12 protein-coding genes are annotated in these 14240 nt (G+C 65.0%); 9 read left to right on the top strand and 3 right to left on the bottom strand.

Annotated elements, in window-relative coordinates; translation table 11 throughout:
* Window positions 1-45 precede the first annotated feature (45 nt).
* The 7 genes from pdhA to LVD10_RS05405 all read left to right on the top strand — a co-directional run bounded on the left by pdhA (window position 46) and on the right by LVD10_RS05405 (window position 8253).
* The gene (pdhA, locus tag LVD10_RS05435) at window positions 46-1155 is read left to right on the top strand and encodes a pyruvate dehydrogenase (acetyl-transferring) E1 component subunit alpha (protein WP_232940300.1); all 1110 of its coding nucleotides are present in this window, start codon (window positions 46-48) and stop codon (window positions 1153-1155) included.
* Window positions 1155-2138 (top strand): alpha-ketoacid dehydrogenase subunit beta, encoded by a 984-nt coding sequence (locus tag LVD10_RS05430; protein WP_237062256.1) that lies wholly within the window; start codon window positions 1155-1157, stop codon window positions 2136-2138. Before pdhA ends, LVD10_RS05430 begins: the two co-directional genes overlap by 1 nt.
* Window positions 2135-3316, top strand: a complete 1182-nt coding sequence (locus LVD10_RS05425; RefSeq protein WP_237062254.1) for a dihydrolipoamide acetyltransferase family protein — start codon at window positions 2135-2137, stop codon at window positions 3314-3316. Before LVD10_RS05430 ends, LVD10_RS05425 begins: the two co-directional genes overlap by 4 nt.
* 108 nt (window positions 3317-3424) lie before the next feature.
* The gene (locus tag LVD10_RS05420) at window positions 3425-4195 is read left to right on the top strand and encodes a DeoR/GlpR family DNA-binding transcription regulator (RefSeq protein ID WP_237062252.1); all 771 of its coding nucleotides are present in this window, start codon (window positions 3425-3427) and stop codon (window positions 4193-4195) included.
* A gap of 71 nt (window positions 4196-4266) precedes the next feature.
* A complete protein-coding gene (gene glmS, locus LVD10_RS05415; protein WP_237062250.1) occupies window positions 4267-6096 on the top strand; it encodes a glutamine--fructose-6-phosphate transaminase (isomerizing) in 1830 nt (609 codons plus the stop codon).
* Window positions 6097-6344: 248 nt separating this feature from the next.
* On the top strand, window positions 6345-7967 hold the full coding sequence (locus LVD10_RS05410; protein ID WP_232940293.1) for a Na+/H+ antiporter: 1623 nt from the start codon (window positions 6345-6347) through the stop codon (window positions 7965-7967).
* Between the two features lie 58 nt (window positions 7968-8025).
* Complete coding sequence (locus tag LVD10_RS05405) at window positions 8026-8253, top strand: hypothetical protein (RefSeq protein WP_237062248.1); 228 nt, start codon at window positions 8026-8028, stop codon at window positions 8251-8253.
* Window positions 8254-8352: 99 nt separating this feature from the next.
* On the opposite strand, the gene LVD10_RS05400 is transcribed toward LVD10_RS05405, so the two are convergent.
* Genes LVD10_RS05400 through LVD10_RS05390 form a run of 3 tightly spaced genes read right to left on the bottom strand, consistent with a single transcriptional unit; the run spans window position 8353 to window position 12524 of the window.
* The gene (locus tag LVD10_RS05400) at window positions 8353-10218 is read right to left on the bottom strand and encodes a monovalent cation:proton antiporter-2 (CPA2) family protein (RefSeq protein WP_232940291.1); all 1866 of its coding nucleotides are present in this window, start codon (window positions 10216-10218) and stop codon (window positions 8353-8355) included.
* Window positions 10219-10254: 36 nt separating this feature from the next.
* On the bottom strand, window positions 10255-11598 hold the full coding sequence (locus LVD10_RS05395) for a cation:proton antiporter (protein ID WP_232940290.1): 1344 nt from the start codon (window positions 11596-11598) through the stop codon (window positions 10255-10257).
* A 47-nt stretch (window positions 11599-11645) separates the two neighbouring features.
* On the bottom strand, window positions 11646-12524 hold the full coding sequence (locus tag LVD10_RS05390; RefSeq protein ID WP_232940289.1) for a pirin family protein: 879 nt from the start codon (window positions 12522-12524) through the stop codon (window positions 11646-11648).
* Window positions 12525-12742: 218 nt separating this feature from the next.
* Here LVD10_RS05390 and LVD10_RS05385 point away from each other — a divergent pair, with 218 nt between their 5' ends.
* Window positions 12743-13630, top strand: coding sequence for a LysR family transcriptional regulator (locus LVD10_RS05385; protein WP_232940288.1), 888 nt, complete (start codon window positions 12743-12745; stop codon window positions 13628-13630).
* 129 nt (window positions 13631-13759) lie between these two features.
* Entirely contained in the window at window positions 13760-14161 is a 402-nt protein-coding gene (locus tag LVD10_RS05380; RefSeq protein WP_232940286.1) for a DoxX family protein, read from the top strand.
* Window positions 14162-14240: the final 79 nt, after the last annotated feature.

Below are 14240 nucleotides of genomic sequence, written 5' to 3'. Positions count from 1 at the left end.
GCTGATCCATTACACTTGCGCATCGGGAATAAAGGGAATTACCCGATGCACAAACCCCGCTTGCACCTGATAGCCTCGTTCGATATTGCCCACCTGCAGTATCTCGACGAGGAGGGACGCGCGACCCAGGCACTGCCCGACTTCGCTACCCCGGATACGCTGCTCGCGCTTTACCGCCAGATGGCGCTGGCACGGCTGGTGGATGATCGTGCCGTGAAGCTGCAGCGCACCGGCCAGCTGGGCACCTACCCCTCCAGCCTGGGCCAGGAGGCCATCGGCGTCGGCACCGGCAGCGCCCTGCGCCAGGACGACATCTACTGCCCCTACTACCGGGAAACCGGCGCCCTGCTGGAGCGCGGCGTCACTATTGCCGAGATCCTGGCGATCTGGGGCGGCGATGAGCGCGGCCAGGATTTTGCCCATGCCCGGGAGGATTTCCCCCTGTGCGTGCCTATCGCCACGCAGCTACTGCACGCCGCCGGGGTGGCGTTCGCACTCGCCTACCAGCAGCGCGAGATGGGGGCAAAACCCAGGGTGGCGGTATCCAGCGCCGGTGACGGGGCCACCTCCAAGGGGGATTTCTACGAGGCAATCAACCTGGCCGGGGTATGGAAACTGCCGGTGGTGTTCGTGATCAACAACAACCAGTGGGCCATCTCGGTCTCCCGCCGGGCCCAGACGGCGGCCTGCACCATTGCCCAGAAGGCGGTGGCCGCCGGCATCAACTGCCTGCAGGTGGACGGCAACGACGTGATTGCCGTGCGCGCCGCGGTGGCCGATGCGATCGAGCGCGCGCGCAAGGGGGCTGGGCCGATGCTGATCGAGGCAGTAAGCTACCGCCTCAGCGACCACACCACCGCCGATGATGCCTCGCGCTATTGCCCGGCGGAGGAGCTGGAGCAGGCGCGTGCTCGCGAACCACTGCAGCGGCTGCGGCGTTACCTGGAGCACGCGGGCCTCTGGGATGACGGGCGCGAGGAGGAGCTGCAGCGTGAACTGGCGGAAATCCTCGAGCGGGAACTGCGGGAATACCGGCAGCGGGAACCGGATGCTCCTACCGCCATGTTCGACCATCTATACGCCGGGTTGCCCGAGGCGCTGCTGGAGCAGTGCGCCGAGGTCGGGACCGCGCGGCCGGCGGGGGACGAAACCTGATGGCCGCCATCACCCTGGTCGAGGCGGTGACACTCGCCCTGGCCCACGAACTGCGCCAGGACAAGCGGGTGGTGGTGTTCGGCCAGGATGTGGGCGTCAACGGCGGTGTCTTCCGCGCCACCGACGGGCTGCAGGCCGAATTTGGCACTGACCGGGTACTGGATACACCGCTGGCAGAGAATATGATTGCCGGCATCGCCATCGGCATGGCGGCCCAGGGCTTGCGGCCGGTGGCGGAATTCCAGTTTATGGGCTTTATCTATCCCGGGTTCGACCAGGTACTCAACCATGCCGCCCGGTTGCGCAACCGCACCCGTGGCCGCCTGTCCTGCCCCATAGTCTATCGCGCCCCCTACGGCGGCGGGATTCACGCCCCGGAGCATCACTCCGAGAGTACCGAGGCACTCTTCGCCCATATTCCCGGACTCCGGGTGGTGGTGCCGTCTTCACCTGCACGCGCCTACGGCCTGCTGCTGGCCGCCATCCGCGACCCGGACCCGGTGGTATTTCTCGAGCCCAAACGGATCTATCGCGCCGCCCGCCAGGAAGTGCCGGATGATGGCGAGGCGTTGCCGCTGGATCATTGTTTCCGCCTGCGCGAGGGGTCCGATATCACCCTGGTGGCCTGGGGTGCCGCACTGAAGGAGACCCTCGCGGCGGCCGAGGCGCTCGCCAGTGAGGGTGTGGAGGCAGAGGTGATCGACCCGGCCACCCTCAAGCCCCTGGATATCCACACCATCATCGACTCACTGGAGAAGACCCGCCGTTGCGTTGTTATCCATGAGGCGGCACGGTTTGGAGGCCTGGGAGCGGAGATCATTGCCCAGGTCAATGAGTACGCCTTCGACCTGCTCGACGCGCCGGTTTGCCGGGTTACCGGTTATGACACGGTGATGCCCTACTATCGGCTGGAGAATCACTACCTGCCCGACGTCAACCGAATCCTGGCCGGTGTCCGCCGCACCCTGGAGTACCCGGCATGAAGGTGTTCAAGCTGCCGGACCTGGGGGAGGGATTGCCGGATGCGGTGATCCGCGAATGGCATGTGGCCGAGGGGGATTCCATCGGCGCCCACGACAGCCTGGTCACCGTCGAGACGGCCAAGGCCCTGGTGGAGGTGCCCGCCCCCCGCGGCGGTATCGTGGAAAAACTCTACGCCGCGGAGGGTGACACGGTCGAGGTGGGGGAGCCGCTGGTGGGCTTTGCCGACAGCAGGGCTGGTGCCACCCGGGAAAGCGATGAGAAGACCGCAGCGCAGGCTGAGGAGACTGCGGCGGCCGATGCCGGCACCGTGGTTGGCCGTATCCAGGGCGGCAGCGAGATGCTGGGCAGTGAACAGGCGCCGGGAGAGCGGGAGGCACGCCGGGCGACCCCGGGTGTGCGTGCCCTGGCGCGTCGGCTGGGGGTCGACCTGGAGCGGCACCAACCGCGGGATGCACGGTTTACCGAGGCCGAAGTGCGCCGGCTGGCCGGGGATCGCGAGAAAGGACCTGCCGCCACGGCGGCACAGCGGGAAACAGGCGAGCGCAAACAGGGCGTGGCTGGCCCGGCGGATTCCCCGGCGCGGCGGGCAATGGCACTGGCCATGAGCCGGTCCAGGGACCAGGTGGCACCGATGACCCTGTGCGACGAGGTGGATATCTCCACCTGGTGGGGCGAACAGAACGCCACGGTACGACTGGTCCGCGCGATACAGCAGGCGTGTGTGGAAGAGCCGCACCTCAATGCGCTCTACGAGGACGGGCAGCTGCAGCCATCAGCGGCGATCAATATCGGCCTGGCGGTGGACTCTCCCCGCGGCCTGTTCGTGCCGGTGCTGCGGGACGTGGCGAACTGCAGCGATGCTGACCTGCAGCAGCAGATAGGTGAGTACAAGGACCAGGCCCGCGAAACCGGTATCGCCCGCGAGGACCTGCAGGGGGGAACCATCCTGCTGTCGAACTTCGGTGCCCTGGGCGGGCGCTATGCCACCCCGGTAGTGATGCCACCCACTGTGGCGATTGTCGGGGCCGGCCGAACTTACCAGGGAGTAGTGGCTGTGGATGGAAAGCCCGCGGCCCGTCCGCTCCTGCCCCTGTCGGTCAGTGCCGATCACCGGGCAGTGACCGGCGGCGAGCTGGCGCGTTTTTTACAGGCCCTGGTGAACGCCCTGTCCAGCTAGCTTCGCAGGCTCTATTGCTCCGCCTTCTTCCAGTGATGTGAAAATTTTCCTTGGGAACTTTCCTTTCGATTTGCTATCTTTAAGTTTCGAAACGAAACTTGATACATCATGTCAAAGCGCAACACCCAGCAACGCCGGCACCAGATCATGGCCCTCCTGAACGAAGCGGGAGAGGCCAGCGTGGAACAGCTTGCACGGAAATTCGAAACTTCCGAGGTTACGATTCGCAAGGACCTCACCACCATGGAGGGCCACGGCCTGTTGCTGCGCCGCCATGGCGGCGCCATCCCGGTGCCACGGGAGCTGGTGGTGGAAGAGGCGCCCTCCGAGGTCAAGCGGGCCATCGGCCGCGCCGCGGCCGGATTGATACCGGATCACCACCGCATCGTGATCGATTACGGCCGCACTACCGCGGCGATGATTCCCGAGCTCGACCACCGGCGCGGCCTGGTAGTCATGACCAACTCCCTGCATGTGGCCAACGCGCTGCGGGAGCTGGAGAACGAGCCCACCCTGCTGATGACCGGGGGGACCTGGGACCCGCATTTCGAGGCGTTCCAGGGGCGCGTGGCGGAACAGGTCCTGCGCGGCTACGACTTCGACCAGGCCTTTATCGGCGCCGACGGCATTGATCTGGAGCGTGGTACCTGCACATTCAATGAGCAGATCGGCCTCTCCCGGGTAATGGCGGAGGTGGCCCGCGAGGTGGTGGTCCTGGCCGAGTCCAGCAAGGTGGGGCGACGGATTCCCAACCAGGAACTGCCCTGGGACCAGGTGAATACCCTGGTGACTGATGCCGGACTGGGTGATGGGGCGCGTGCCGCGCTGGAACGGCTCGGGGTGCGGGTGGTGTGTGCCGAAGTGGGCACTCACGCCTGAGGTAAAAAGAACTTGTGGCCGGTTTACCCAGGGTAAACCGGCCGGTAAAGAATCGAAACTGAGGTTTTACTATGTGTGGCATTGTCGGCGCGCTGGCCCAGCGCAATGTGAACGAAATCCTGCTGGAGGGACTGCGGCGGCTGGAGTACCGGGGCTACGACTCCGCCGGTGTCTGCCTGGTGGATGGCGGGCAGCAACTGCAGCTGCGCAAGAGCGAGGGCAAGGTTGCGGAACTCGAGGCGCGGCTGGCGGCACAGCCAGCGACGGGTCGGCTGGGCATTGCCCACACCCGCTGGGCCACCCACGGCGTGCCCTCGGACCTCAATTCCCATCCCCACGTGTCCGGTGATATCGCCCTGGTCCACAACGGCATCATCGAGAACTACCGCGACCTGCGGGCCCGCCTGCAGGGCCTGGGCTATGAGTTTGCCTCCGATACCGATACCGAGGTGGTGGTGCACCTGGTTCACTCCCTTGCCAGCGAGGGCCTGGGCCTGCTGGAGGCTGTGACCGCCGCCACCCGTGAGCTCGAGGGTGCCTATGCCCTGGGGGTTATCAGTGCCCGGGAACCACAGACCCTGGTCTGCGCGCGCGCCGGCAGTCCCCTGGTGATCGGTGTGGGCATCGAGGAAAACTTTATTGCCTCCGATCCCATGGCCCTGCGCCAGGTCACCGACCGCTTCGTATTCCTGGAGGAAGGCGATGTGGCCCAGGTGACACTCGATGGTATTGCCATTTTCGATCGCGCCGGCCAGGAAGTGAGCCGCCCGGTGCAGAAACTCGACGGTGGCCACGATGTGGCGGACAAGGGGCGCTATCGCCACTTTATGCAGAAGGAAATCTTCGAGCAGCCGGAAGTGGTCCGCGCTACCCTCGCCGGCCGCATCGGCAGCGAGTCGGTGCTGGCCGAGGCACTGGGGACCCGCGCCAACGAAATCCTGCCGGAAGTAAAGCAGGTGCAGATTGTCGCCTGCGGCACCAGTTACCACGCCGGGCTGGTGGCGCGCTACTGGCTGGAAGACTGGGCCGGTATTCCCTGTTCGGTAGAGGTGGCCAGTGAAATCCGTTATCGCAAGACGGCGGTGCGCCCGGGCACCCTGTTCGTCACCATCTCCCAGTCCGGCGAGACCGCCGATACCCTGGCAGCACTGCGCCAGGCGAAGGAGCTGGGTTACCTGGCCTCGATGACCATCTGCAATGTGCCCAACAGTTCGCTGGTACGGGAATCGGAGCTGTCGCTGATGACCGAGGCAGGGCCGGAGATCGGCGTGGCCTCTACCAAGGCGTTCACCACCCAGCTGGTGGCCCTGCAGCTGTTCTGTATCGCGCTGGCCAAGGTCAACGGCCTGTCTGCCGGGCGCGAGGCCGAACTGGTGCAGGCCCTGCACCAGCTGCCGGGCCTGATGGAGGAATTCACCGGCCTCGACAAGCTGGTGCAGGCCACCAGCGAGGCCTTCGCGGAAAAACACCACACCCTGTTCCTGGGCCGCGGGGTCGAATACCCGATCGCCCTCGAGGGCGCGCTGAAGCTCAAGGAAATTTCCTATATCCACGCCGAGGCCTACCCCGCCGGTGAGCTGAAGCACGGGCCGCTGGCGCTGGTGGATGGCGACATGCCGGTAGTGGTGGTGGCACCCAACGACGAGCTGCTGGAAAAACTCAAGTCCAACCTGCAGGAAGTGCGCGCCCGCGGCGGCGAGCTTTTTGTGTTTGCCAGCCCCAATGCGGGCTTTACCAGCGAACCGGGTGTCACTGTGGTGGAAGTACCCGATGCCCCGGACAGCCTGGCGCCGATCCTGTACACGGTGCCATTGCAGTTGCTCTCCTACCACGTGGCCCTGCTCAAGGGCACCGATGTGGACCAGCCGCGCAACCTGGCCAAGTCTGTGACGGTGGAGTAACCGGCCGCCCGATAATATTGTCCCCGGGACCTGCATGGCGGGTTCCGGGGGCAGTGGCGATCCCGTCGAGCCCCCGCCCTTCCCGCCGCCCTTCTATACTTTCACCTCTCCGGTAACTTGTGGCGCCGTCGCCGGTCTGCAGTGCATTGACGCCGGCTTATGTGCCCGTGCGGGGCGTTCTGCCCGGCGTCCGGGCCCGGCGAAAACAGGCTATCACCACTTCCCCTGCAGGTCCCAAGACCAACCGTATGCATTACGTTGTCCTGTCCCTGGTGTTGCTGGCTGCCGTGGCGCTGAGCGGAATCATCGTCCGCCTGAGCCCCGTGCGCGTGCCGCTGCCGCTGGTACAGATTGCCATCGGTGTGCTGCTTGCCGGTGTCGCCGGCGTGCGGATTCCCCTGGACCCGGAAATCTTCTTCCTCCTGTTTATCCCCCCGCTACTGTTCCTGGACGGCTGGCGCATCCCCAAGGGTACCTTCTTCGGTGAACTACGGCCGATACTGACGCTTGCAGTGGGGCTGGTGCTGTTCACAGTGGTGGGCGTAGGCCTGTTTATCCACTGGTTGATTCCGTCAATACCCCTGGCGGTGGCTTTTGCCGTAGCCGCCATTCTCGCGCCCACCGACGCGGTGGCGCTGGTCGCGGTACGGGGAAGTACCCCCCTGCCGCCGCGCCTGAGGCATATCCTCGAAGGTGAGGCTTTACTCAATGACGCCTCCGGACTGGATGTTTTCCGCTTTGCCGTGGCGGCGGTGGTCACCGGCAGTTTTTCGTTGACCGGGACCGCGGTGGGCTTTATTGGCATGGTGGTGGCCGGTGTCGCCACGGGTGCCGGAATTGCATTCGCCTGTGGCTATGCACTGCGCTGGCTGGGCCGCCTGGGTGGCGAGGATACCGGCGTGCAGATCCTGGTGAGCCTGCTCGTGCCTTTTGCCGCCTACCTGGCATCGGAACAACTTGGCGGTTCAGGGATCCTGGCTGCGGCGAGCGCCGGTATCGCGACCCATTACGTGAGCCTGTACGGCCCGGAGCTGGCCGCCACGCGTATGGCGCGCGGCGCGGTGTGGGATACGCTGCAGGCCATACTCAACGGGATAATCTTTATCCTGCTGGGTGAACAGCTGGTGCGAGTGGTGACCGATGACCTGGACGGGGCACGCCACAGTGCCATCGTCGATAACTGGGTCCTGCTGGGCTATGTCGCGGCCATCGCCACCATGCTTCTGCTATTGCGTTTCACCTGGGTCTGGGCCTCTATCTACCTGTCGCGCATTCACCGCGAGATCCGTAATGCGCGCGAGCGCCTGTTACTGGTAGCGATTACCGCGGTTGCGGGTGTACGTGGTGCTGTGACGCTGGCGGGGGTGTTGTCGCTGCCACTGCTGTTGCCGGACGGTGCTCCGTTTCCGGGCAGGCAGCTGGCGATTGTGCTGGCCATGGGAGTGATCCTGCTTTCCCTGCTGCTGGCAAGTGTCGCCCTGCCCCCACTGGTACGGCGGTTACCGCGGGTGCGCGAGCAGCCGACGACTGGCGATGAGCGGATGGCGCGCGTGGCAGCGACCCGGGCGGCCATTGCCAGCCTGGAATCAGTGCGCGCATCCCTGGGTGCAGACGGGGAAGGCACCGCCCTGCAAGCAGTGGACAAGTTGCTCGAACACTACCGGCGCCGGTTGCAAGCGGGAGGCCGGGCCGGAAACAGGCGGGACCGTGCACTGGCCAATCACAAGCGCGAGTACCACCTGGCAGCACTGTCGGCGGAACGGGAACAGCTGTATCGCCTGCGTATTGAAGGAAAGATCGACGATGATCTCCATCGCCAGCTGGTACTGGAAGTGGACCTGCTGGAGGCGAGCCTCACCATCAGCAAGTAACAACACCTGCCACCCCGGCAATGTGTAGCCGGGCGAAGTCAGCTGAGGATGTCGCCCGGTGGGTCCCAACTGTGACTTGCGACTGGCGTCGACCCATGTGTTCGGGATCCGGCGTTACAACCCCGGTGCGGTGCTCAAGCCACACCGGGACCGCGGCAGGACCCAGGTGGCCAGTGTGATCATCAATGTCGACCAGGAGGTGGACCAGCCGTGGCCACTACTGATCGAGGACCCCAATTGCCGCAGGTACCACCTGCTGCTGGCACTTGGGGAGATACTGTTCTAAGAGGGGGCGCGACTGTCCCGCGGGGCGCCCCCTGCCGCTCGAGAGAGAGATTCAGCAATATCTTTGTGCACTACCGCCTGCGTGGCGGCAACGGAGGGATCACATACCGGCCTTCGGCTTGGAAGCAGTTTCGTCGCGGTCCCAGTGGTGGTCCAGGTGCAGGTCGCGGTCGCGGCGGTCCTCGCGCAGGGCCTGCAGCAGCTGTTCGCGGTAGATTTTGGTCTGCGCAATATGCTGCGATTCGTCGCGCCAGTAGGGGAACAGCGACTCCAGCATACGCTGGTCGTGCTGCTTGAACTTGCGTGCCGCGCGCCGTGCCTGCAGCGGGCTCAGGCCCAGCAACTCCAGGGCTTTTTCGCCAATCGACAGGGCCGAGTCCACGGTTTCGCGGAAAATATACTTAACCCCGGCTTCCATCAGTGCATAGTGATGCATGCGGTTGCGCGCCCGCGCCAGGATGGTCAGGTGCGGGAAATGCTTCTGCAGCTGGGTGACGATCTCCAGTGACGCGGCCTGGTCGCTGAGCGTCAGGATTACTACCCGCGCGTTTTTGGCGCCGGCCGCACGCAGCAGGTCCTCGCGCGAGGCATCGCCGTAATAGGCCTTGATGCCATAGCGGCGTACCATGTCCAGTTGCGCGGCATTGCGCTCCAGCAGCGTGGTTTCAAAACCGCAGGCATTCAGCAGTCGCCCGGCGATCTGGCCGAAGCGGCCATAGCCGACGATGATCACCGGGGAGCCCTCATCCTGTGGGGCCGCCTCTTCCGACTCGCGCCCACTGTCGCTGCCCCCGCTATAGCGTGGCTGTATCCACTTTTCATAAATCAGCAGCAGCACCGGCGTCATAGCCATGGACAGGGCGATCAGGGCAATCAGCAGGTTGCCGGTCACACTGTCGAGCACACGGTTCTGGGCCGCGAAGGACACCAGCACAAAGCCGAATTCCCCCGCCTGCGCCAGCGACAGGGCAAACAGCCAGTCCTCGCCGCGGGACATGCCGGTCACCCTGGCCAGCAGAAACAGCACCGCGAACTTGACCGCTACCAGCAGGGCCAGCAGGCCCAGCAGCAGCAGCGGGTACTCCGCCACCAGGTTGAAATTCAGGTTGGCGCCCACGGCGATAAAGAACAGCCCCAGTAACAGGCCCTTGAAGGGCTCGATATCCGCCTCCAGTTCGTGGCGGAACTCACTCTCCGCCAGGATCACCCCGGCCAGGAAAGTGCCCAGTGCCGGTGACAGTTCCAGCCAGCTCATCACCGCCGCCGAGGCCATGACAATCAGCAGCGAGGTAACGGTAAACATTTCCCGCAGCTGGCTGCCGGCGACCAGTCGCAGCAGCGGCCCCAGCACATAGCGGCCCACCAGGCCGAAGGCCACCATGGTGCCGATTACCGCGGCGCCGTAACGCCAGCCCGACAGGCCGTCCTGGTCCGGCTCCGGGGGGCTGCCCGACAGCAGCGGCAGCAGTGCCAGGATCGGGATCACCGCCAGGTCCTGCAGCAGCAGTACCGCGAAGGCGCCGCGCCCACCCTCGGTGCGCAGCAGTTTTTTCTCGGTCAGCGACTGCAGCACGATGGCGGTGGAGGACAGGCCCAGGATCAGGCCGATGGCCAGCGCCGCGCGCCAGCTCTCCTCGTACATCAGCATTGCGATCAGGGCCACCGCCACGGCGGTCAGTGCCAGCTGGGCGCTGCCGGTGCCGAAGATGGCCCCGCGCATCTGCCACAGCTTGCGCGGCTGCAGTTCCAGGCCGATCAGGAATAGCATCAGCGCCACACCGAACTCGGCGATATGCAGCTCCTCGGTGGTATCGCCCACCAGGCCCAGGGCATGGGGACCGATGGCGACACCGGCCAGCAGGTAACCGAGCACCGAGCCCAGCCCCAGCCGCGTGGCCAGCGGCACCGCGACCACTGCAGCTGCCAGGTAGATGACTGCCTGTACGAGAAATCCGCCGTGTTCCATGGAAATGATTCTGTATTGTCGTTATCGGGAGTCGGGTCAGGTATCCGCGGCCGCCATCGCCTCGGGTTCGCGGATACCGCGGCTGCGCCGGATCAGCGGCGCAATGGTGGAACCCTGCACCACAATGGAAAAGACTACCACGCCGTAGGTCATCACCACCCACAGGTGGCGCAGGTCCTCTCCCTGCACCAGCAGGTGGCCGGCGGGGATGGACATCGCCAGGGCCAGCGCCAGCCCGCCCCGCAGGCCGCCCCAGATCAGAATGCGCTCGCTGTACGGGTGGTAACGGCGGAAGCGTTTCAGCACCGTGAACGGTACAGTGACCGCCGCCACCCGGGCCAGCAGCACGATGACAATCGCCGCCCCCATCAGCATGAATTCGAACGGGCCCAGGTCGATGGTGATCAGGAACAGCCCCACCAGCAGGAACAGAATACCGTTGAGGAATTCCTCGGTGATGTTCCAGAAGTTGTCCAGCTCGTGCTGGCTCACCCGGGAAAACCCGCGCTCGCGGGTGAAGTTGCCGATGATGATACCGCTCACCACCATGGTCAGGGCACCGGAGACGCCGACGATATTGGCGAAGGCAAAGCCGGCGGTGGGGATACACAGGGTCAGCAGCAGTTCCAGGCTGTGGTCATTGGTGGCGCAGATCAGCCAGTGGAACAGCCCGCCAATGAAGAGCCCCATGGCGATCCCGCCAAACGCCTCCATCACGAACAGTTCTGATACGGCGGCAACAGTGGGCTCACCACCCTCGAATGCCACGGCAAAGATCACCGTGAACAGCACGATGCCAAAGCCGTCATTGAACAGCGACTCCCCTTCCACCTGGATGGAGACTTGCTCCGGGGCATGCAGGCTCTTGATGATCGCCAGTACCGCGATGGGATCGGTGGGTGAGATCAGGGCGCCGAACAGCAGGCAGTAGACGAAGGCCACCTGCATACCCAGCATCGGCAACAGCCAGTACAGGAGGCCCGCAACCACAAAAGTGGAGATGAGTGTGCCCACGATTGCCAGCATGGCGATCTCGACGCGCTGGTTGCGCAGCGCCAGCAGGTCGATATGCAGGCTGCCGGCGAACAGCAGGAACCCCAGCACGCCCTTGAGCAGCAGATCTTCCAGGTTCAGCAGGGGCAGCAACTGGTCGGCCCAGTCCCGCAGGTCCAGCACTCCCAGTTTGCCCAGCCCGATCACCGCCAGCGACAGGGCCAGCGCACCGGCAGTGATCGCGATGGTGCTCTGCGCGCGCAGCACATACTGGTTGAGGAACCCCAGGAATACCGACACCGCGGCCAGGAAACAAAAGGTGTAATAGACTTCCATGCCGCCGGGGCTCTCCACTGCCTGCAGGTACTGGTTGCGGGAAAAGGGCATTGCCGCACGCGAGAGCGCGCGGCGGCCGGGCGTTGCCTGGCCGGGAATCAACCAGCCAGGGTGCCGTTATTGTAGTCCCGCAGCGCCTGCTCGATTTCCTCGCGGCTGTTCATCACGAACGGGCCGTAATGCACCACGGGCTCCTCGAGCGGGCGGCCATGCAGGCACAGCAGGCCGGCGCCCTGCCCATCGGCGCGCAATTGTAGCGACTCACCGGCACCGTACAACAACAAGTTGCCGCGACCGACCCGGCCCCGCTCGGTGAGCAGCGCACCCCGGTAGACAAAAACCAGCACGCTGTGGTCCTGTGGCAGCGGCAGGTCGGCCTCCGCATCCGCCGCCAGGCGGGCATCCGCCACGGCAGCGTCGGCGGCGGCCTCGGTCAGCGGCGCCTCCATAGCCTCGCCATTGATGGTCCAGCGGCCGGCGACCAGGCGGATGGAGGAGCCACTGTCGTCCAGTGCCAGTTCCGGCATTTCCGTCGCCTGGATATCGCGCCAGGTGGGCGCACCCATCTTGTCGGCGGCGGCCATGTTGATCCACAGCTGGAAGCCGTGCATGCCGGTGTCGCCACCCTCCGGTTGCGCGGGCATTTCCGAGTGGATGATGCCGCGCCCGGCGCGCATCCACTGGGCGCCGCCGGAGGACACCGCGCCGCGATTGCCCAGGTGGTCCTGGTGCTCGAACTCGCCGTGCAGCATATAGGTGAGGGTCTCGATCCCACGATGCGGGTGGGGCGGGAAACCGGCGATATAGTCGTCCTGGTTCTCCGAGCGTATTTCGTCCAGCATCAGGAATGGGCTGAAATCGGGGCTCTCGAAGCCCGCCACCCGCTGGATTTTCACGCCCGCGCCATCTGCGGATGCCTGGCTGGCAACGCCGCGGACCAGTGGCCGGGCTCCGGGGCGAAGTTCGAATGTGCTCATGGGCACCTCCTGTGGGATCTGGTTGCCAGTGATGATCGTCGCAGTATAAGCCGATGAATTCGGATAAAAATGGCAAATAATCGCGCGTTGTGTTCGAATTATTCGTCAGAAACCCGGGTCCAACAGCGCCGCTACCCGATGGTCGCGAGGCCCCGGGCCCGATCATCAAGTGTGGGCGCGGCGCCGGCTGCCGCGCCCCGGCAAGGAAGAAGTGGCAGATGGCCAAGGTAACCCTCGAACAGTGGCGCATGTTCCAGGCCGTGGTGGAGCACGGCGGTTTTTCCCAGGCGGCCCAGGCCGTCCACAAGAGCCAGTCATCCATCAACCACGCTGTGCACAAACTGCAGGAGAGCCTCGGGGTCGACCTGCTGCAGGTGCGCGGGCGCAAGGCCGAGCTCACCGATGCCGGGCGCATCCTGCTGGCGCGCGCCGGCGGGCTCCTTAACGAGGCCGAGGCGCTGGAGGCAGTGGCCGGCAGCCTGGCCAGCGGCGAGGAAGCCGTGCTGACCCTCGCAGTGGATGTGATCTTTGATTACGACTGCCTGTTCAGCGCCATCGAGCAGGCTGCCAGTCGCTTTCCCCATACCCGCCTGGAGTTGCGCGAGACGGTGTTGTCCGGCGCCGAAGAGCTACTGCTGCAACAGGAGGCGGATTTTATTCTCTCGGGCCGGGTGCCGCAGGGCTTCGTGGGAGAGCCGGTTTCACGGGTGCGGTTTATTCCCGTGGCCCACCCGGACCATCCCCTGCACCACCTGGGCCGGCCGGTGGCGCGCAAGGACCTGAAAGCCTCCCGCCAGGTGGTATTGCGCGACTCCGCCGTGCGCAACCGGCAGGATTCCGGCTGGCTGGGTTCCGACCAGCGCATCACCGTCAGCAACGTGCAGACCTCGATCGAGCTGATCGAGCGGGGCCTGGGTTTTGCCTGGCTGCCGGAAACCCGCCTGCGTGAATCGTTGCTGGCGGACCGGATGCTGCCGCTCACCATGGAGGAGCCCTGGGAGCGCGAGGTCACCGTCTACCTGGTCTACGCCGACAGTGACAAAACCGGCCCGGCGGCGGCGTTCCTGATCCAGGCTCTGCGTAACGGTCTGGCGCCGCTGGACTGATTTCTTAAAATTTCGAACGATTCCCGCGATTTTTTGCGGTTTTCTTCTTGATTCTTGGAACTAGACTGAAGGCAGTAACGGGCAACCTGCAACGCCCGTAATAACTGCCAGGAAAAGAGAGGAAGACCGATGACCAACCCGATTCTCTGTGACAGCGCCAAGCTGGTGGGCCGGGTGCTGATGTCGTGGATGTTTATTGTCGCCGGCTGGAGCAAGATCGGCGGCTATGAAGGGACCCAGGCGTATATGGAGTCCGCCGGTGTGCCCGGAGCACTCCTGCCCCTGGTAATCCTGGCGGAGCTCGGCGGCGGCCTGGCCATCCTGTTCGGCTTCCTGACCCGCTGGGCCGCACTGGGCCTGGCCCTGTTCTGTTTCGCCAGTGCGCTGCTGTTTCACTACGTCCCGGGCGACCAGGCACAGATGATCTCCTTTATGAAGAACATCACCATCGCCGGCGGCTTCATCATCCTGTCCTGCGCCGGTGCCGGGCGCTTCAGCGTGGACCATATATTCAGCCGCACCCGCAGCTGAGCCCGGCGGCTGCCGGGTTCTTTCCCCACCGGGCCGGGCGCTGTTGTGCCCGGCCCGGCAGGGCTTTGCCCTTAACATA

It is taken from the genome of Microbulbifer zhoushanensis (genome assembly GCF_021729055.1).
Lineage (GTDB): Bacteria > Pseudomonadota > Gammaproteobacteria > Pseudomonadales > Cellvibrionaceae > Microbulbifer > Microbulbifer zhoushanensis.
This window is presented reverse-complemented; position numbering and strand designations above follow the sequence as displayed.

Coding starts and splice junctions, on each gene's coding strand:
- pdhA (WP_232940300.1), top strand. CDS start 46: ATGCACAAACCCCGCTTGCACCTGATAGCCTCGTTCGATATTGCCCAC.
- LVD10_RS05430 (WP_237062256.1), top strand. CDS start 1,155: ATGGCCGCCATCACCCTGGTCGAGGCGGTGACACTCGCCCTGGCCCAC.
- LVD10_RS05425 (WP_237062254.1), top strand. CDS start 2,135: ATGAAGGTGTTCAAGCTGCCGGACCTGGGGGAGGGATTGCCGGATGCG.
- LVD10_RS05420 (WP_237062252.1), top strand. CDS start 3,425: ATGTCAAAGCGCAACACCCAGCAACGCCGGCACCAGATCATGGCCCTC.
- glmS (WP_237062250.1), top strand. CDS start 4,267: ATGTGTGGCATTGTCGGCGCGCTGGCCCAGCGCAATGTGAACGAAATC.
- LVD10_RS05410 (WP_232940293.1), top strand. CDS start 6,345: ATGCATTACGTTGTCCTGTCCCTGGTGTTGCTGGCTGCCGTGGCGCTG.
- LVD10_RS05400 (WP_232940291.1), bottom strand. CDS start 10,218: ATGGAACACGGCGGATTTCTCGTACAGGCAGTCATCTACCTGGCAGCT.
- LVD10_RS05395 (WP_232940290.1), bottom strand. CDS start 11,598: ATGCCCTTTTCCCGCAACCAGTACCTGCAGGCAGTGGAGAGCCCCGGC.
- LVD10_RS05390 (WP_232940289.1), bottom strand. CDS start 12,524: ATGAGCACATTCGAACTTCGCCCCGGAGCCCGGCCACTGGTCCGCGGC.
- LVD10_RS05385 (WP_232940288.1), top strand. CDS start 12,743: ATGGCCAAGGTAACCCTCGAACAGTGGCGCATGTTCCAGGCCGTGGTG.
- LVD10_RS05380 (WP_232940286.1), top strand. CDS start 13,760: ATGACCAACCCGATTCTCTGTGACAGCGCCAAGCTGGTGGGCCGGGTG.